The organism is Rhodovibrio sodomensis (assembly GCF_016583645.1).
GTDB classification, from domain to species: domain Bacteria; phylum Pseudomonadota; class Alphaproteobacteria; order Kiloniellales; family Rhodovibrionaceae; genus Rhodovibrio; species Rhodovibrio sodomensis.
The window spans coordinates 1-19,089 of record NZ_NRRL01000080.1; the positions used below are offsets into that span (position 1 = coordinate 1).

Here is a 19,089-nt window from a genome sequence, read left to right on the forward strand (position 1 = left end):
GCCCCGGAAACCGGCCCGCACGCCGCCGCCGACGCCGTCCCCGCCGCCCACCGCGGCGCCGCCGAGGCGCTGGCCCGCCAACTCACCGGCAGCAACCGCACCGAGGTCGTCGCCTACGCCACCGAAGGCGGCGTCTTCCAGACCCACGGCTTCTCCACGGTGGTGATGGGCCCCGGCAACATCCGCGAGGCCCACCAGCCGGACGAGTTCATCGAGGCGGGGGAATTGGATCGGTGCGTGGGGGTGTTGCGGGGGTTGGCGGACGTATAGCCGCGCGCCACACGACGGGCGTTTTTCCTACCCTCCTCACGCGCGGTCGCGTATTTATTGACGCGCGATGGTATGGCGCGTCCAACTTCATCCGGCCTTCCAGGGAGAACTCGCGCAGCAAGATGCCGAGGTTCGGGCGGCGCTATCCTCCATGCTCCAAGACCTTGAGACCTATGGGCCGCATCTTGGCCGGCCGCACGTGGACACGCTGAGCGGTTCGCGCCACCCGAATCTGAAAGAGCTCCGGTTCAGGGCCGGCGACGGACAATGGCGTGTTGCCTTCGCTTTTGACCCGGCCCGCAGAGCGATCGTCTTTGTGGGTGGCGACAAAACCGGTCGGAACTAGCGGCGTTTCTATCGCCACCTCATTGCGATTGCCGACAGACGTTTCGATGATCATCTATCGAGAATGTAAGGCTACGAGGAGTGAAGCTATGGGCCGTGACGCAAGGGACTGGATCGCCAGTCTACCGCCCGAGGAACAAGAAGCGATGAAACGCCGATCGGCTGAGCTGCGTGCTGAACGGGCGGCTTTCGACGACATTCAGAAACTCGGAAACGCCGCGCGTTTGCAGGCGGCCGAGGAGCTCGGGATCGAACCCGACGAACTCGATCGCCGGCTGGAAGCGGCGGAGGCCTTTATCGCGTGCCTGCAAGAACGCCTGGAGCAGCAGGGCGGCCGCCTTACCCTTCACGTAAGCCTGCCCGATCACGACCCGGTGCACGCCGACCGGCTGCGCGACCTCCACAACGCGCACGACCCGGCCAAGGCGCAACCGGCTTCGGATCGCCGCACCGGCTAACCCCCTTCCCTCCCCGCGCCCATCCGCCTAACTTGGGGCAAGCGCACAAGGGCATCAACAGCTACGAGACCGCGATCACCGGCAAGGAGACCGTGCTGTCGCGCCTGCAAACCAGCGCGCCCGAGGCGGCGATCGAGACCGTCCAGCACGCGCGCGTGACCGCGCTCGCCCCGGAAACCGGCCCGCACGCCGCCGCCGACGCCGTCCCCGCCGCGCGGCGCCGCCGAGGCGCTGGCCCGCCAACTCACCGGCAGCAACCGCACCGAGGTCGTTTCCTACGCCACCGAAGGCGGCGTCTTCCAGACCCACGGCTTCTCCACGGTGGTGATGGGCCCGGGCAACATCCGCGAGGCCCACCAGCCGGACGAGTTCATCGAGGCGGGGGAACTGGATCGGTGTGTGGCGGTGTTGCGGGGGTTGGTGGACCGCTAACTTTTGCTTTGCACCGCTTGCACCGTAGACGCATAGCCCACCATTTATTACTCTCGTGAAAGGTGCCGCCCACGCGCGCGCCGACGACGATTCGTCAGTCTTCGACATAATATGCAGATCAAACAAGGTAAGTGATGTCTACCCAACTGCAGCAAACCATTATCGAATAACAAATCGAACAAACGCAATCTCGCATTGATACAAACGAAGACAATGCTTTCATGCATTGGGCGTATTCCTTGTATTTTGAACCAGAAGATGACGAAGTTCCTGCAGACGAACTAATCGATGGCGCACAGGAAAAACATGTCGATATTATTCATATTGAGGACCACCCCGAGGATAGCCATGCAAAGATTTACATAATTCAAACAAAAAATACCAAAGGCTTTTCCTCTAACAGCCTTATTCTAATTAACAATGGTTTGCGATGGATTTTCGAAAAACCGAAGAGCGAATACGAAAACCTCAAGAACAGCAGCCTAATTGCCAAAACTAAAGAAATTCGAGAGCTTCGCAAGAATTACGGAACCTCGAATTTAGAAGTTCAAGTCCTTTTTATCACCAAAGGCGATACTTATGAATTGAGTGAAGAGTATAAACAAGAAAAAAATCGTTGTAACAGAAAAGTGGAAAGCGGCAAGCTTTCAAGACTTTGAAATTGACGAAATTGGCGCGCGTGAATTGGTCGATCGCCTTAACGAGCTTGAAGCAACAACACGTAAAATCAATGAAGATATTAAGATAGTGTATGATGTGAACCGTCCATCAATCATCCAATTCCAAAGCGAGGGCATTAGGTCTTTCATATGCACAGTCCCAGCTTATGAAATCGCTAGAGTCGCAGGTACCGAGCCCAAAAATGCCATTTTCGACAAGAATGTCCGCAGATATCTCGGTCTACGCGGACGTGTGAATTCAGACATTTATCACACTTGCACGAATGAAGATACTGCCCAACGCTTCTGGTTTATGAATAACGGCATAACAATGGTTTGCGACAATATCGACTTCTCAAGGGACCCCGATCACCCTAGTATAAAAGTTAAGAATGTCCAGATCATCAATGGGTGCCAAACCTCGCTAACTCTAAAGCAAGCAAGAGATGATGGCGAACTTCGAGAAGACGTCTTTGTTTAGGCAAAAGTTTTCGAATCGACAAATCAGGATTTTGTTAACAAGATTGTTTTAGCGACAAACAACCGAAACTCTATAAATCACCGCGACCTCTACGCCAATGATGACAAACAGATACTCATTCAAAAAATTATGCGAGAACAGTATGGGTATTATTATGAGAGAAAAGCTAACGAATTTCGAGATGACAAAACGATCCCTCGGGGAAGAATTGTCAACAATGAGAAGGCGGCACAGGCATACCTCGCGATTGTGCAGAAGAAACCTACTGTCGCCAGAGCGCAGAAATACAAAATATTTACCGACGAATACTATTCAGGTTTGTTTGAGAAGGCCGATGTAGGCCAGCTTTTACTGTCATATTTGATGTATAAGCTCTGCGCAGATCAAGGTAAAATCCAGGCAAGAAAACTCGACTCCTCTGATTTGCAACATAGTGTTGTCACGTATGGCGTATTCCATGTCGCCCGTATTCTTGGATTTCTTACATTCAACTCGGAAAAGTGGCCTAAACATAACGACAAAAGCCTTGCTGACAAAATAGAACTATTTTCCGAAGCGGGAAATGAGGCTATCAAGCTTTACGAGCAAGCTAGAGATTTAATGGTGAAGGTTGTGCGCAGTAACGAAGACAAATTCACCTCTCCGAATAACTACTTTAAATCTCATGGCATCCAAAGTCATATCAACAGTGCTCTACACACCGAAGACAGCCCGCCGTAACCCCTTCCCTCCCCGCGCCCATCCGCCTACCTTTGCATGCGGGTATTCACCGCCCGCGCGTGGGCGGCGGCATGGCCGCCGGCACTACGCGGGCGGCATTCAGACAGGCGCCGACACAGACACGGCGCGGAGGCGAGAGATGTTCATTCAGACGCAGGCGACCAACGATCCCGACACCATCGAGTTCGTCCCCGGGCGCGAGGTTTACGGCGCCGGGCCGATCGCGTTCGGCGGCCCGGAGGAGGCGCGCCGGTCGCCGCTGGCGGCCCGGCTGTTCGAGCTGGAGCAGGTGCGCGGGGTGCAGCTGAACGGCGAGAGCGTGGCCGTCACCAAGGCGCCGAACGCCGAGTGGCTGACCCTGAAGCCGCACGTGCTGGCCGGGATCATGCAGCACTTCACCTCCGGCCAGCCGGTGATCGAGGAGCCCGCAGCAGCCGACGGTAACGGCGCGGGCGGCGGCGGCAACGGCGCCTCGGCGGACCCGATGCACGAGATCCAGGAGGGCAAGGAGCCGGTCTCCGACGCCGACGAGGAGCTGATCGAGCAGGTCACCGAACTCTTGGAGACGCGCATCCAGCCGGCGATCGAGCAGACCGGCGGCGAGGTCGCGTTCCACTCCATGGTCGGCGGCACGCTGAACCTCAAGCTGGAGGGCAGCGCCTACGCCATGCTCTCGCAGATCGAGAACATGCTGCGCCACTACGTGCCCGAGGTGGAGAAGGTCCAGGACTACCAGGACGCGATCGAAAAGCCGGGCCTGCAAACCGAGGCCGGCCAGGCGGTCAAGAAGGTGCTGGACGAGCGGGTCAACCCCGCGGTCGCCGGGCACGGCGGCCACATCGCCCTGATCGACGTCCAGGGGGCCCGCGTCTACGTCCGCCTGGAGGGCGGCTGCCAGGGCTGCGGCATGGCCGGGGTGACGCTCAAGCAGGGGATCGAGAACGAGATCAAGCGCCATGTGCCGCAGATCGAGGAGATCCTGGACGTGACCGACCACGCCAGCGGCACCAACCCCTACTTCCAGCCCGGCAAGGGCGGCGGCGAATCCCCGGTCGCGTAATCCACGTTCAAGAAGGGTCACCACCGCGCCACCGCGGAAACAGGGTGTAAGTGGTTGAACCACAGAGAGCACAGAGAACACGGAGGCGCCTCGGCGTAGGGCGCCAATCGTCGCGCAGGTTCCGCGCCGAAGCACTGCTAGCCCGAAACTGGGTAGCGCGCTTCGCGCGCAATAACCTTCTTATCCGTGCTCTCTGTGACCTCTGTGGTGACCCCTCTCCTCCGGGGGCCCGATGGTGAAAACGCATCCATGAAGATCTGTCTGATCTCCACCTACGAGCTGGGCCACCAGCCCTACGGCATCGCCGCGCCCGCGCGCTGGCTGGCGGACGAGGGCGCGGAGGTGCGCGCGGTCGACCTGGCGGTGGACTGCCTGGACGAGGACGCCGTGCGGGGCGCCGGGCTGATCGCGATCCACCTGCCGATGCACACGGCCACGCGTCTGGCCGCCGCCGCGCTGCCCAAGGTGCGCGCGCTGAACCCGCACGCGCATCTCGCCTTCTACGGCCTCTACGCCAGCGTCAACGAGGGCTACCTGCGCGAACTCGGCGGCGACACGGTGGTCGCCGGCGAGGTCGAGGGCGCGCTCGTCGAGCTGTACCGCCGCCTGACCGGCGCGGATGCGTCCCACAAGCCGGACGCCGAGGCGGCCGTGCGGATGGACAAGCAGCGCTACCGCGTGCCCCGGCGCACCGAACTGCCGGACCTGGACCGCTACGCCAAGCTGATCATGGGCGACGGCGAGGAGCGCACGGTCGCCTATACCGAGGCGACCCGCGGCTGCAAGCACCTGTGCCGGCACTGCCCGGTCGTGCCGGTCTACCAGGGCCGCTTCTTCGCCGTCCCGCGCGAGGTCGTGATGGCGGACGTGCGCGGCCAGATCGCGGCCGGCGCGCAGCACGTCACCTTCGGCGATCCGGACTTCTTCAACGGCCCCGGCCACGCGATGAAGCTGGCCGAGGCGTTCCACGCCGAATTCCCGGACGTCACCTACGACGCCACGATCAAGGTCGAGCACCTGAAGGCGCACGCCGACAAGCTGGACGACCTGCGCCGGACCGGCTGCCTGTTCGTGACCACGGCCGTCGAGGAGGTCGACGACGTCGTCCTGGACAAGCTGGAAAAGGGCCACACCCGGCAGGACTTCGTCGAGGTCGTCCAGGCCGCGCGCGACGCCGGCCTGACCCTGTCGCCGACCTTCATCCCGTTCCACCCCTGGTCGACGCCGGAGGGCTTCCTGGACCTCTTGCGCACGCTTGGCGCGCAGGACCTGGTGGAGAACGTCGGCCCGATCCAGCTGTCGATCCGCCTGCTGATCCCGCAGGGCAGCCGGATCCTGGAGCTGGACGACACGGACCGCTGGATGGACGGCTTCGATCCGGAGAAGCTGACCTACCGCTGGTCGGCGATCGACCCGCGCGCCGACGCCCTGCAGGAGCGGGTGCGCGACGCCGTGCAGCAGGGCGACCAGGAGGACGCCAGCCGGCGCGCGGTGTTCCAGCGGATCTGGGAGATCGCGCACGATGCCTGCGGCCTGGAAGCTCCCGCCCTGCCCGCGGCCGGCGCGGACAGCGGCCCGGTGCCGGCGATGAGCGAGCCGTGGTACTGCTGCGCCGAACCCAGCGAGGACCAGCTCGCGAAGGTGTAAGCGCGGGGTTCACCACCAAGGCACCAAGAACGGTCAAGTTCGGGAAGACGCACCACAGAGACACAGAGGCACAGAGACGGTTTGCCGATCGCGATATGCGTGGCGCCCGCTCACGCCGGAAAGCCGCATCGTCTGAGGCGGCATGGCGCGCTTCGCGCGCAAAGATTCTCCTCCTCTGTGTCTCTGTGCCTCTGTGGTTCGTCTTTCTTCAAAACGCCGCCGCGCGGCACGCCACCTTGGTGTCTTCGTGTCTTGGTGGTGACCTCTTCTAAGCGGGAGCACGCATGGACGGCCGGCTGCTACTGCTGATCCCCACGACCTCCTACCGCGCCGGCGATTTCCTGGACGCGGCCCAGCGGCTCAACGTCACGGTGACGGTCGGCTCCGATCAGGCGGGCGTGCCGCAGCAGTTCGACCCCGCCGGCACGCTGGAGGTCGCATTCGCCGATCCCGACCGCGCGGTGACGCAGATCGCCGACTTCCACGCCCGCTATCCGCTCGCCGCGATCGTCGGGGTGGACGAGGGCACGGCTACCATCGCCGCGCGGGCGAGCGCGGACCTCGGCCTGCCGCATAACGACCCCGAGGCGGTCGCGGCGGCGAGCGACAAGTACCGCTTCCGCCAGGCGCTCTCCGCGGCGGGCGTGGTGCAGCCGACCTTCCGGCTGTTCGGCGCGGCAGACGATCCGCCCGCCTGCGCCCGGCAGATCAACGCCTACCCGGTCGTGCTCAAGCCGCTGTCGCTCGCCGCCAGCCGCGGGGTGATCCGGGCCGACGATCCGCAGGCGTTCGTCCAGGCGTTCGAGCGCATCCGCCGGATCCTGGCGGAGACCCGCGAGGAGACCGGCCTGCGCGCGGCGCCCTACGTGCTGGCGGAGGAGTACCTGCCGGGCGGCGAGGTCGCGCTGGAAGGCCTGCTGATCGACGGCCGGCTGCACACCATCGCGCTGTTCGACAAGCCCGAGCCGATGGAAGGCCCGACCTTCGAGGAGACGGTGTTCCTCACCCCCTCCAGCCTGCCGGAGGCGGTGCAGCAACAGGTGATCGCGCGGGTCCGGGAGAGCGTCGCGGCGCTCGGCCTCAGCGACGGGCCGATCCACGCCGAACTGCGGCTGACCGAGGACTACGGCCCGGTGCCGCTGGAACTGGCCGCGCGCTCGATCGGCGGGCTGTGCGCGCGCATCCTGCGCTACGGCGCCGGATTGTCGCTGGAGGAGGTGATCGTCGCCCACGCGCTTGGCCGCGATCCGGCCGAGCTGAAGCGGGTCTCCCGGCCGTCCGGGGTGATGATGCTGCCGGTGCCGCGCGAAGGCACCCTGCAGGCGGTCGACAACCGCGGTGCGGCGCTGGCGGTCCCGGGCATCCTGGACCTGCAGATCACGGTCGCGCCCGGCACCTACGTCCGCCCCCTGCCGGACGGCGACCGCTACCTGGGCTTCCTGTTCGCCCAGGCGGACAGTGCGGCGGCGGTGCAGCGGGCCCTCAGCGACGCGGCCGCGGCGCTCGACGTGCGGATCGGGTGATCGGCCTCTTTAACCTAGAGCAAGATTTTGCTCTGGCGCAAAATCAACGGTTTACAGTTTCTTAGCTTAAATCCCCCTAAGTTCGGCCGACTTTCCGGGGCGCGGCGGGCACCGACATCCGCTCTCGGAAAGGGGCGAGACGGGTCGGCATAACCGGGCTTTGGGAGAGACGATAGATGGCCTGCAGTTCCAACCGGAGCGGCTGCGCGCGCTGCGAACGCCTGCCGGCGCGCCCCGACGCCCCGATGACCCTGTATCTCTGGCCACCGCTCGGCCACAGCGCCGGCAAGATCCGCAAGCAGCTGGAGCGCGCCGGGGTTGGCTTGGAGCCGGCCGGCAACGGCGACGGCATGATCCTGCAGGTCGCCGACGACGCCACCCGGACCGCCCTGATCGCGCTGGAACACACCCTGTCGGCGGAGGAGCGGCGCGCGGCCCGCGCGCTCGCCATGGCGCCCGGGGCGACGCCGGAGTTCGCCGACTACCCGCGCGTCAACGGGCTGGACACCTTCATCAACTACCTGCGCGCCGGCCCGCTGATCGACACGCTGGCCGACAACGCCTTCGCGGTCAGCTTCGCGCCGATCGTGTTCGCCGACGACCAAACCGACGTGATGGCGCACGGCGCGCAACTGCAGTTCCCGCGGATGTGCGAGACGGCGGATGCGGTGTTCGAGCTCGCCCGGCGGGCGGATCTGCTGCACCAGCTCGACCGCAGCGCGCGGATCGCCTGCATCGAGGCGACGCCGGCCCAAGACATCGATACCCCGGTGTTCGTCGAGTTCCAGCCGGCGGCGATCTACGACCCGGTCTACTGCCTGCGCACCACGGTCGACGCCGCCCACCGCGTCGGCCTGCCGCCGGAGAACATCGTCTTCACCCTGAACCACCCGCAGGGCGGCTACGACGTCGCTCATCTGAAGAACATCCTGAGCTATTACCGCGCGCAGGGCTACGAGGTCGCGCTCGGGCGGCTCGGCAGCGGCGTGGGCGCGCTCGAGCTGCTGCAGCATCTGCGCCCGGAGTATGCCTGGCTGGCGCCGCAGCTGGTCCAGGGCGTGGCGGGCGACCCTTACCGCGGCGTGATCGCGCGCAAGCTCCTGGAGATGGCGCACCGGCTGCGGATCGAGACGATCGCCTACGCCGACCCCGCGGACGCGGAGGCGACCTGGCTCTACGAGCACGGCGTCAACTACCTCGCCAGCACCGCGGAAACGGCCAATCCCCACGCCAATCGGACGGCCGCGGAGGCGCGGCGTGAGCAAGCTGCGGAATAATCATCCCGAAGCGCCCGACGCGGCGCGCGCGCCCGACGGCGCCGCAACCGGCACCGCCGGGGGCGCCAGTGCCAGCCCGGACGGGGACACCGCGATTCCGGAGGACTCCGCGATCCTGGAATCCGCTTGGCCGGTGCTGCTGGAGATGGCGGCGCCGCTCTATATCGCGGCCCCGGACGGGCGGGTGATCTTTTCCAATGCGGCGTTCGATACCGCGCTCGGCCCGACGCTGCTGACCGACGGCGGCCGGCTGCCGCGCACCCTGACCCGGCGGATCGGCCGGGCCCGGGAGACGGTACGCCAGACCGAACGGGTGTCCGGCGAGCGGCTGGCCCAGACCCGCACGTTCGAGGGGCTGCACCGCACCGTGCCGGGCCCCGACGGGCGCGTGCGCGCCCTGATCGGCACGTTCACCGAAGTGACCCGCACGCGCGAAGCGATCGCGAACGTGCGCGCCCTGCGCGGCCGGTTCGAGGAAATCCTGTCGACCGTCTCCGACTGGGTCTGGGAGGTCGACGCCGACTGGACCTTCACCAGCTCCAGCACGCGCGACGACGGCGTCCTCGGGTTCGATCCGGTGAGCGTGCTCGGCCGCAACTTCTTCGACCTCGGGCAGGTCGGCGTCAACCCGAAGGTGCCCAAGCAGCGCCTGCTCAAGGCGAGCCGCCGGGCCCCGTTCGAGGCGGTGCTCTACGTCATCGCCGCCGACACCCCGGACGAGCGGATGTTCGAAATCTCCGGCATCCCCAGCTTCGACGAGGACACCGGCAACTTCGCCGGCTTCCACGGCTCCGCGCGCGACGTGACGCAGGAGATCGCCGCGGACCGGCGGGCCCGCGATTACCGCGCCGAACTGGAGGCCGCGCTGGCCCAGCTGCGCGCCAAGAACACCGAGCTGAACGCGGCCCTGGAGCGCGCCAAGGCGGCGGACCAAGCGAAGAACCAGTTCCTGGCGATGGTCGGCCACGAGCTGCGCACGCCGCTCAACGCCGTGATCGGCTTCTCGGAGATCATGGACCAGGAGCTGTTCGGCCCGCTCGGCGACGAACGCTACGACGCCTACGTCGACGACGTGCTGGCCTCGTCCCGGCACCTGCTGGGGGTGATCAACGACATCATCGACGTGGTCAAGCTGGAGCTGAACGAGCTGCGCCTGCGCCCGGACGGGATCGCGGTGGCCCGGCTGCTGGAAACCTGTGCCGCGTTCGTCCGGGAGAAGGCCGCGCGCGAGGGCATCGACCTGCAGGTCAAGGCGCCGGCCGACCTGCCGGAACTGATCGCCGACCCGCAGAAGGTCCGGCAGATGCTGGTCAACCTGCTGACCAACGCGGTCAAGTTCACCGGGGCCGGCGGCCGGATTACAGTCGCCGCCGGGCTGCGCGGCGCGGAAATGGCGATCTGGGTCGCGGACACCGGAATCGGCATCGCCCAAGACCAGCAGGCCGACGTGCTGCAACCGTTCAAGCAGGCGGACGGCACGCTGTCCCGCAACGCCGAGGGACTGGGCATCGGCCTGCCGCTGACCGCCCAGCTGGCACAGGCGCACGGCGGCCGCCTGACCCTGGAAAGCACCCCCGGGACGGGCACCACCGTGACCGTCCACCTACCGCTCGAACCGGCGGCCGGCCGGGCGGAAACATGAACCGCCGAGGCGCAAGGTTGTCGTTAAAATCTTTGGAAACGGAACCGCTTCCTCCTTATCCGAATTTTCCGGCGGCTATTCTTCTACGGCCCACGAACGTCTGTCGGTCGTTCCGGATTTTTCCGGCTTCCCCCTTTTAAATCGACTGGGCGATCCGGCACGCTCGAGGGCGGTAAAGGACCCTTCGAGCCCGCGTGACGGCGGGGCGCGGCCCACTGGCCGACCCCATTGGCCGACCCCACTGGCCGACCCCACCGGGGGACCCCACTGGCCGATACCGCCGTCACCCGGACCTGGAAGCGCCCGATGGCCGCGCGCGACAGTCTGGTCGACGGCCGCAGGCCATGCGACGGCCCACGCCGGCAAGCCGATCCGCCCCCGGTTTCTCCTCGGCAAGCGCGGCGCGCAGGTCGTATTCGCGCTGCTGGCCGTCTTGACCCGGCCGGTCGTCGCGGTTGGCGTGGTCGCCGCCGACGGTTTCCTTGTATGGATCTATCAGCTGATCACCGGCCCGTCCGGCCCACCGGGCGGCTGAGCCTCACCACGACCCCGCTAGAGCAAAATCGATGAAGGTCGTGTCGACCTTCATCGTGAATTTTGCTCTACCTGCTTGAAGAGAGAGCAAGATGCTGAAAGGTGGATTCACCTTTCAGCATCTTGCTCTGGGAGCCGACGCACGATGGCCGGAGACAACCGGATCGACCGCAGCCGGCGCGCCTTCCTGCGCCGCCCGCTCGCCGGCCTGGTCGAAGGACGTGACCGGAAAGACCGCCGGCGCGAGGCCGACCGCGCCGCCGATCCCTGGCGCCCGCCCTGGGCGACCGACGGGTTCGAGGATGCCTGCACGCGCTGCGGCGCCTGCCTGGAGGCCTGCCCCGAGGGGATTCTGGTCAAGGGCGACGGCGGATTTCCGGAGGTCGACATCGCTCAGGGCAGCGGCGAGTGCACCTTCTGCCGCGCCTGCGTCGACGCCTGTCCGGAGCCCGCGTTCGACGACCCCGACAGCAGCAGCCCGTGGGACTGGGTCGCGCGGATCGGGGCCGGGTGCCTGGCAACCAACGGGATCGTCTGCCAGACCTGCGGCGACGTCTGCGACTACCACGCGATCCCGTTCGCGCCGGAGGAAAGCGGCCCGCCGGTCCCCTGGCTCAAGACCGACGCCTGCACCGGCTGCGGCGCCTGTGTCGCCGCCTGCCCGGCGCAGGTGATCAAGATGGTCCACCGTCCGCAACGCTGAGCCGGTTCGGGGCCCGCCGGCATGCGGTTTGCCGGGCCGTCCCCTGGGCGCGCCCGCATTGATCGCACAGCTGTCTTGCGGCGTTTACCGTCTAACCGGCGGAAAAGGCCGACAAAAGGTCGCGGATGCGCTATGCTGCCCGATGTCCGCGGCACTACGCCCGCGACGGTGCCATTTCCGATCCACGAAGCAAGGAGGCGGGGCCGTCAATCCGCCCCGACCAGACCCCTGACGAAGAACGTCTTTATCATCGGCCTAAACGACTTCCACCACCAGAAGCTGAAACGGCTGCGCGGGGCTCAGGACATCGCGTTCCACGGCCTGATCGACCCCGCCAAGGTGTACGAGACGGAAGAGTTCGATATCCCCGGCATGCTCAAGGAGGCCGAGGACAAGCTGAACGCGTTCGACGGCACGATCGACGCGATCGCCGGCTACATGGACTTTCCGGTCTCCACCATGCTGCCGATCCTGTGCAACAAGTTCGGCACCCGCACGACCTCGCTGGAAAGCCTGCTGAAGTGCGAGCACAAGTTCTGGAGCCGGTCGGTCCAGAAGGAAGTGATCCCGGACCACATCCCGAACTTCACCGCGTTCGACCCGTTCGACGACAACGCGCTGCCGAAGATCGGCGAGTCCGGGCTGTCGTTCCCGTTTTTCGTCAAGCCGATCAAATCCTCGGGCTCGCGCCTGGGCTTCCGGATCGACAACCCGGAGGACTTCGACCACGCGGTGGAGAAGCTGCGCGCGGACATCGGCACGATCTCCACGCCGTTCAACTACGTCCTCGATCAGGCCGAGCTGCCGGATGAGATCAAGTCGGTCGACGGCCGCTACTGCATGGCCGAGCAGATCATCGGCGGCCGGCAGTGCACGGTCGAGGGCTACGTCCATGAGGGCGAGGTGGTGCCGTACGGCGTGGTCGATTCGATCCGCTATCCGCAGGTGCTGAGCTTCTTCTACTACCTCTACCCGTCCAACCTGCCCGCGCGGGTGCAGGACAAGATGGCCGAGTTGACGCGCACGATCATGAGCCACACCGGCTTCAACAACAGCGCGTTCAACATCGAGTACTTCTGGGACGAGGTGTCCGACCAGATCTGGCTGCTGGAGATCAACACCCGGATCTCGCAGTCGCACTGCGACCTGTTCGAGAAGGTCGACGGGGTCAGCAACCAGCAGGTCACGGTCGACCTGGCGCTGGGCCGCCGGCCGGACATGCCGCACCGGCAGGGCGCGCACAACGTCGCCGGCAAGTTCTTCTACCGCGTGTTCTTCGACGATGCGACCGTCTCCGGCGTGCCCGACAAGCAGCAGATCGAGGCCGCGCAGGCCAAGGTCCCCGGTACCTACATCGCTCCCCAGGTCAAGGTCGGCACGCGCCTGTCCGACCTGCCGGAGCAGGACGCCTACTCCTTCGCGATCGCCTACATCTGGATGGGCGGCAAGAGCCAGGGCAAGCTGCTGTGGAACTACGAGCAGGTGATCAAGAGCCTGCACTTCCAGTTCGATATCGACGAGTAGGCGGCGACGCGTAGACGGCCTTTTAGCATTTCCATGCTAGATCTGCGTCGGGCGCGCGTCCGCCGACATCGGCCGGATCGGACGCGCGCCGCGAGCGGAATGCCTGAAGGCCGAACCGGCCGGCTGACTGACTGTCGCTCCACCTCCTCAAGTGTGAGGACACGATGCCGAAGGGTGGGGTCACCTTTCGGTCTCTTGCCCTGACGTCTCTGCGCGAACCACGAGTTACATATGCGAATCGTAAACGAATTCCCCCGTGAGGTGATCGAGGAGGAAACCTGGATTCCCCTCAAGGACGGCACCCGCCTGGCCGCCCGGATCTGGCGCCCGAAGGACGGCGAGCAGAACCCGGTGCCGGCGATCCTGGAGTACCTGCCCTACCGCAAGCGCGATCTGACGCTGGCGCGCGACGCCCAGATGCATCCCTACTGGGCGGGGCACGGCTACGCCGGCGTGCGGGTCGACATCCGCGGCAGCGGCGAGAGCGACGGCGTGCTGGAGGACGAGTACCTGCAGCAGGAGCTGGACGACGGCGTGGAGATCCTGCAGTGGCTGGAAGACCAGCCCTGGTGCGACGGCCAGGCCGCGATCATCGGGATCTCCTGGGGCGGCTTCAACGGCCTGCAGCTCGCCGCGATGCGGCCCAAGCAGCTTAAGTGCATCATCACCATCTGCTCGACCGACGACCGCTACGCCGACGACGTCCACCACATGGGCGGCTGTCTGTTGGGCGACAATCTGTCGTGGGCGTCCACGATGTTCGACCACAACGCCTGCCCGCCCGACCCCGACCTGGTCGGCGACCGGTGGCGGGAGATGTGGCACCAGCGCCTGGAAGGCAGCGGCCTGTGGCTGCAGAAGTGGCTGGAGCACCAGCGCCGCGACGCCTATTGGAAGCACGGCAGCGTCTGCGAGGACTTCAACGACATCCAGATCCCGGTCTACGCCGTCTCCGGCTGGGCCGACGGCTACTGCAACGCCGTGTTCCGCCTGCTCGACGGGCTGACGCACGTACCCGCCAAGGGCCTGGTCGGCCCGTGGGCGCACAAGTACCCGCACATGGGCGTGCCCGGTCCGGCGATCGGCTTCCTGCAGGAGACGCTGCGCTGGTTCGACCACTGGATGAAGGGCACCGATACCGGGATCATGGACGAGCCGCGCCTGCGGGTGTGGATGCAGGACAGCGTTCCGCCCAGCGCGCGCTACGACGTCCGTCCGGGCCGCTGGGTCGGCGAGCCCAACTGGCCGTCCGACAACATCCAGCCGACCGCCTACAAGCTGACCTACGGCCACGACCTCGTGCCCGAGGACACCGAGGTCGAACGCAAGGCGCTCGACATCCAGTCGCCCCTGTTCGTCGGGCTGTACGCCGGTAAGTGGTGTTCCTACAACGCCCCGCCGGACCTGCCGCACGACCAGCGCGACGAGGACGGCGGCGCGCTGGTGTTCGAGACGCCCCGGCTGACGGAACCGCTGGAGATCTGCGGCCAGCCGTACGTCGAGCTCGACGTCGAGAGCGACCAGCCGGTCGCCATGGTGGCGGTCCGCCTGATCGACGTGCAGCCGAACGACAAGGCGACGCGCGTGTCCTACGGCGTGCTCAACCTGACCCACCGCGACAGCGACGAGTTCCCGGAACCGCTGGAGCCGGGCAAGCGCTACCGCGTGCGCGTCAACCTCAAGCACATCGCCCAGAAGTTCCCGGCCGGCCACTCGATCCGGGTGTCGGTCTCGACCGTCTACTGGCCGCTCGCCTGGCCCGCGCCCAAACCGGTCAAGCTGACCGTCTACCTGGGCGACAGCAAGGCCATCCTGCCGGTCCGCCCGCGGCGCGACGCCGACGACGCCGCCCTGCCCGCGTTCGACGAGCCGGAGGCCGCGCCGCCGCTGGAGAAGACGCCGATCCAGCCGACCCATGAAGAGTGGACGGTGATCCGCGACCTCGCCAACGACAAGACCACCCTGCAGGTGATCAACGACGAGGGCCTGTACCGGATCGAGCGGCACAACCTGGAGATCGGCTCGCGCACGACCGAACGCTACAGCTACTCCGGCGACGACTACCAGTCGCTCGCCGGCTGGACGGAGTGGCGGCGCACCTTCCGCCGCCGCAACCCGGAGGGCGAGGACTGGGAAGTGCACACCGTGACCCGGACGCTGATGACCAGCGACCCGGAAACCTTCCGCATCCGCGCAACCCTGGACGCCTACGAAGGCGACAGCCGCGTTTTCGCCAAGACCTGGGACGAGGCGATCCCGCGCGATTTGGTCTAGAGCTACATGCTTGAAGGCCGAAACGGCCTTCGAGCTGAATGTAGCTCTAGCTTCTTGAAGAGAGGGCAAGATTCAGCTGACAGGTGATTCCACCTCTCAGCATCTTGCCCTAAGCGCGCGGAGACGGATGCAACGGCGGGTCCCTCTCCCTTGAGGGGAGAGGACAGGTGAGGGTGGGACTCTTCGGATGACGCCGAGGTGTCCCACCCGTACCCTCCCACGCCCTGACGGGCGCGGGCCCCTCCCTCTCCCCTCAAGGGAGAGGGGTAAAAGCGGGCGCGCGCGGAAGCGGCCGCGGGTCCCCTCTGCTCAAAAACGCGAAAAGGCCCGGAAGCGCTGGCTTCCGGGCCTTTTTCGTGTCGGTCGGCCGCCGCGTGGCCGCTACCCCTTTTCCCCGCACACCGGGCACTTGGCGCCGCCGCCGTTGGGCGCCTTGGGGTGGCCGCGGTTGTCGAGCTGGCCCTTGGAGTTGAAGCCGTGATAGTTGCGGCAGTGCTTGCCGAACGCGGCCTCGGCATCCTGGGCGTAGGAGAACTTGAAGGCGTCCGCGCCGTCGTCCTTGCCGAGCAGCTTGCCGATCAGTCCGGGCGTCGGGTCGGCCTTGCGGGCGGCCTGCAGGATGGCGTCGCGGACGTTCTTGTCGTCCCGGCCGACGAAGCGCACGACGAAGCGCTTCTGCTTATCCATCTTGCCGAGCGCGAAGTTGCCGGGGCCGGCCTGGGCGACGACGCGGGCGACCTCTTGCGCATCGAGGGGATACGGCCCGTCCATGTCCAGGGATGCCATCTGCCGGTCCTGCCTTTCGTCGCGCCGCGCCTGGTGGGTGGGATCAGCCGCGCAGGCTAGCCGGCGGGCGGTGAACGGAGGGTTAAGCCGGGCCGACGCCGGCGTGGATGGCCGACGCGAGCCGGCACCGCCCGCCCGGGCCTACAACAGCGGATACGCGTGCGCCCAGTCCCAGTACGCCTGCCGGGCGGTACGGTAGACCGGGCCCGGCTGCAGGTGGCGTTCGTCCACCCGGACGATCGGCATCACCTTGCCGTAGTTGCCGGTGGAGAAGACCTCGTCGGCGTGCCGGAGCTCGTCGAAGGTCACCCGCCGCTCGACCACCTTGTAGCCGGCATCCTGCAGCAGCCCCTTCACCCGCTGCTTGGTGATCCCGTTCAGGAAGGTGCCGTTGGGCGCGGGGGTGGCGACCTCCTCGCCCGACACCAGCCAGACGTTCGCGGTGGCGAGCTCGGCGACGTTGCCGAGCGCGTCCAGCATCACCGCGTTGTCGAAGCCCTTGCTGCGGGCCTCGCGCAGCGCCCGGCCGCTGGTCGGATAGAGGCAGGCGGCCTTGGCCTCGGTCGGCATGGTCTCCGGCAGCGGCCGGCGGTATTTCGACAACGTCACCGCGGTGCCCTTGGGCTCGGGCATCGGCGCCTCGTGCAGGGTCAGGCAGAAGCGCGTGCTGTCCGGATCGGGCGCGACGAAGCCGGTCTCCGCCCAGAACATCGGCCGGACGTAGAGCTCGGTACCGCGCGGGAACTTGCCGATCCCCTCCAGCGCCAGGTCCAGGATCTCCTGCGCGGTCACCACCGGCTGCAGCTCCATCGCGTGCGCGCTGTGGATCAGCCGCTCGCAGTGCCGGTCCAGGTCGGGCGCGCAGTCTTCGAACACCCGCGCGCCGTCGAACACGGTCGAGGCCATCCAGGAGCCGTGCGACATCGGCCCCATGATCCCGGGGTTGCCTTCCAGCCACTCGCCGTCGACGAAGGTCAGGGGACTCATCGCGCGCTCTCCCGTGCTTGGGCTCCGGCCCCACCCGCCCGGCCGGCATGGCACGGGGACGCGGATCGGATGCCCGTCGCGGAAAAGCTAGCACGCATTTTTTATCCCAGGCAAAGCGCGCCGGCCATGCGCGCGGCGCAAAACGGCGGGTCAGTCGGCCCGGACGCCGGCGCCCGCCGCCACCACCCGTGCCCGCAGCGCGGCCAGCGCCCGCACCCGGCCCGCGAGGACCGCCGGCACGCCCGCGCCGTGCACGGCCTGCAAGCGCGCCGCCGCGATCGCCGCGACCAGATCGCGGGCGCGCGCGGCGTGGGTACGCGCCATCGCCGCCCGCTCCGCGGCGTGCAGCGCCTCCGCCCCGCCCAGCCGCGCCGCCCGGCGCGCGCGGGCGCAGAGCGGACCGTCGATCCGGGTCTCGTAGGCGGGCGGACGGGGATGCGCGGTCATTCGCCCAGACTACATGCGGCGCCGGCGGAATGCAAGGAATTTCGTCCCAATTATATACTTGACGGAACAGAGGCCATGGACGAGGATCAGGAGCGACAGGCCAGCGCAGAAATTGAAGTTACAGACGAAATGCTGAAAGCAGGCGTCGAAGCGGTTTCTATCTATCGAGATGATGCCATGGCAGAGACTTTGGCATCGATGGTTTATCAAGCAATGGAGGAGGTGCGCCGTCGTTTCGAGCAAAAGGATAAGAATCAGGGTTGATTCTCAAAGAAATTGCGGCACCGTATGAAAAATTTGATTTTATGTCATGTAATACCCGACGAAGGACATCCAAATCGGCAATTAATATTTTTTCTTTCAATCCCTTTTTTGCAGAATATTGAATAACGTGCGGCGAATGGCCTTCGGCTTGCTCCCATATTTGGCTATGGATAATTTGGTTCCGATTGCCACGGTTGGCGTCCATAAGCTTTAAAAAGTAACAAACGGCGTCGTAATTTTCATATGAATGATTTATTTCAGACAAATTTCGGAGTATTTCGGATTTAGTCACATTTCCGATATGAGTTGACAAAGAGCGACCAGACACGTAATCAAGTTTAAGAGTGTGCCAGAGGAGGCGCTCTCTTAACTCTTCAACTTGATTCCATAGAATGGTAAGTGCGCCGATGGCTTCAAGGTACGCGGGAGACGGTAGTTCGGACGAAACATCTTCGAACACTGATAATTCTCCGACTGATGCAGGTTTGCGGCGCGACGATGCCCTAAAACGCGCCCTCCGCACCCCGCCCAAGCCGCACAAGCGGAAGCGGGATGAGGGCGGCCAGGACGAACCTGACCGCCCGAGCGACAAAGAGGGCTAACCCTTCTTGCCGCAGTCGCGGGGCGGACGGCGCTTGTGCTGCTGCACCTTGACCGTCTTGCGCCCCTTGGGCGGGGTTTTACACCCGCCGCAATTGCGCTTTGCCATGATGCTTTCTCCATCTTGGCAAGTGGGGCTGGCCCCCACGCCCCGACGCGGCACCGCGCGCGCGTCGCCATCAAAACGTCGTGCGGTGTTGCTCGGGCAGCGCAACTTCTAGCCTACAAGCGGGATTGGAGTCGCTCAAAACACGTCTGCAATCAGACGACGTAACCAGCGGCGGAACTCGGAACGGCTGCGCTTAGGCTGCGAGGTGCGCCCCGAGATTAGGACGCCACCGACGATAATCGCTACGTTTTCGTTGGCCTTGGTTTGATGGTGTAGTTCCACTCGGGATGGAAGGAATCGCCGGTGATGTCGAGGGTGGCCATGTCGGCGTTGGAGACCTTCAGGCC

General features: G+C 65.5%; 17 protein-coding genes and 2 pseudogenes. 16 read left to right on the forward strand and 3 right to left on the reverse strand.

The features are described 5' to 3' along the window. From CKO28_RS19800 to CKO28_RS19875, 15 genes and pseudogenes are all read left to right on the forward strand, one after another. Positions 1 to 270 (forward strand): M20/M25/M40 family metallo-hydrolase (locus tag CKO28_RS19800; RefSeq protein ID WP_200342550.1); only part of this gene is annotated, 270 nt, incomplete at its 5' end. A 67-nt stretch (positions 271 to 337) separates the two neighbouring features. Continuing rightward, positions 338 to 616 (forward strand): type II toxin-antitoxin system RelE/ParE family toxin, encoded by a 279-nt coding sequence (locus tag CKO28_RS19805; RefSeq protein ID WP_200342551.1) that lies wholly within the window; start codon positions 338 to 340, stop codon positions 614 to 616. A gap of 88 nt (positions 617 to 704) precedes the next feature. Then, positions 705 to 1,073 (forward strand): type 2 periplasmic-binding domain-containing protein, encoded by a 369-nt coding sequence (locus CKO28_RS19810; RefSeq protein ID WP_200342552.1) that lies wholly within the window; start codon positions 705 to 707, stop codon positions 1,071 to 1,073. Positions 1,074 to 1,271: 198 nt separating this feature from the next. Then, positions 1,272 to 1,505, forward strand: a pseudogene (locus CKO28_RS19815) (M20/M25/M40 family metallo-hydrolase); the annotation flags it as partial. A 221-nt stretch (positions 1,506 to 1,726) separates the two neighbouring features. Beyond that, positions 1,727 to 2,164 (forward strand): hypothetical protein, encoded by a 438-nt coding sequence (locus tag CKO28_RS19820; protein ID WP_200342553.1) that lies wholly within the window; start codon positions 1,727 to 1,729, stop codon positions 2,162 to 2,164. Positions 2,165 to 2,261: 97 nt separating this feature from the next. After that, a pseudogene (locus CKO28_RS28560) lies at positions 2,262 to 3,365 on the forward strand (AIPR family protein). A gap of 139 nt (positions 3,366 to 3,504) precedes the next feature. Further along, positions 3,505 to 4,425: a NifU family protein gene (locus tag CKO28_RS19835; RefSeq protein WP_200342555.1), complete on the forward strand. Its 921-nt coding sequence runs from the start codon at positions 3,505 to 3,507 to the stop codon at positions 4,423 to 4,425. Between the two features lie 249 nt (positions 4,426 to 4,674). After that, positions 4,675 to 6,072 carry a CUAEP/CCAEP-tail radical SAM (seleno)protein gene (locus CKO28_RS19840; RefSeq protein ID WP_200342556.1) on the forward strand — a complete coding sequence of 466 codons (1,398 nt, stop codon included), beginning with the start codon at positions 4,675 to 4,677 and terminating at the stop codon, positions 6,070 to 6,072. Between the two features lie 284 nt (positions 6,073 to 6,356). Then, entirely contained in the window at positions 6,357 to 7,595 is a 1,239-nt protein-coding gene (locus CKO28_RS19845; RefSeq protein ID WP_200342557.1) for an ATP-grasp domain-containing protein, read from the forward strand. Positions 7,596 to 7,771: 176 nt separating this feature from the next. Then, the gene (locus CKO28_RS19850) at positions 7,772 to 8,872 is read left to right on the forward strand and encodes an EAL domain-containing protein (RefSeq protein ID WP_200342558.1); all 1,101 of its coding nucleotides are present in this window, start codon (positions 7,772 to 7,774) and stop codon (positions 8,870 to 8,872) included. Beyond that, on the forward strand, positions 8,853 to 10,514 hold the full coding sequence (locus CKO28_RS19855; protein WP_200342559.1) for an ATP-binding protein: 1,662 nt from the start codon (positions 8,853 to 8,855) through the stop codon (positions 10,512 to 10,514). The genes CKO28_RS19850 and CKO28_RS19855 overlap by 20 nt, the downstream gene beginning before the upstream one ends. Before the next feature lie 421 nt (positions 10,515 to 10,935). Further along, positions 10,936 to 11,049, forward strand: a complete 114-nt coding sequence (locus CKO28_RS19860) for a hypothetical protein (protein WP_207168887.1) — start codon at positions 10,936 to 10,938, stop codon at positions 11,047 to 11,049. Positions 11,050 to 11,193: 144 nt separating this feature from the next. After that, entirely contained in the window at positions 11,194 to 11,751 is a 558-nt protein-coding gene (gene napF / locus CKO28_RS19865) for a ferredoxin-type protein NapF (RefSeq protein ID WP_200342560.1), read from the forward strand. A 132-nt stretch (positions 11,752 to 11,883) separates the two neighbouring features. After that, entirely contained in the window at positions 11,884 to 13,275 is a 1,392-nt protein-coding gene (locus tag CKO28_RS19870) for an ATP-grasp domain-containing protein (protein ID WP_200342561.1), read from the forward strand. A 231-nt stretch (positions 13,276 to 13,506) separates the two neighbouring features. Beyond that, on the forward strand, positions 13,507 to 15,549 hold the full coding sequence (locus tag CKO28_RS19875; protein WP_200342562.1) for a CocE/NonD family hydrolase: 2,043 nt from the start codon (positions 13,507 to 13,509) through the stop codon (positions 15,547 to 15,549). 381 nt (positions 15,550 to 15,930) lie between these two features. On the opposite strand, the gene CKO28_RS19880 is transcribed toward CKO28_RS19875, so the two are convergent. From CKO28_RS19880 to CKO28_RS19890, 3 genes are all read right to left on the reverse strand, one after another. Further along, on the reverse strand, positions 15,931 to 16,335 hold the full coding sequence (locus CKO28_RS19880; RefSeq protein WP_200342563.1) for a hypothetical protein: 405 nt from the start codon (positions 16,333 to 16,335) through the stop codon (positions 15,931 to 15,933). Between the two features lie 141 nt (positions 16,336 to 16,476). Beyond that, on the reverse strand, positions 16,477 to 17,322 hold the full coding sequence (locus CKO28_RS19885) for a branched-chain amino acid aminotransferase (RefSeq protein ID WP_200342564.1): 846 nt from the start codon (positions 17,320 to 17,322) through the stop codon (positions 16,477 to 16,479). A gap of 150 nt (positions 17,323 to 17,472) precedes the next feature. Beyond that, positions 17,473 to 17,769 carry a hypothetical protein gene (locus CKO28_RS19890; protein ID WP_200342565.1) on the reverse strand — a complete coding sequence of 99 codons (297 nt, stop codon included), beginning with the start codon at positions 17,767 to 17,769 and terminating at the stop codon, positions 17,473 to 17,475. 75 nt (positions 17,770 to 17,844) lie between these two features. Here CKO28_RS19890 and CKO28_RS19895 point away from each other — a divergent pair, with 75 nt between their 5' ends. Continuing rightward, a complete protein-coding gene (locus CKO28_RS19895; protein ID WP_200342566.1) occupies positions 17,845 to 18,033 on the forward strand; it encodes a hypothetical protein in 189 nt (62 codons plus the stop codon). Positions 18,034 to 19,089: the final 1,056 nt, after the last annotated feature.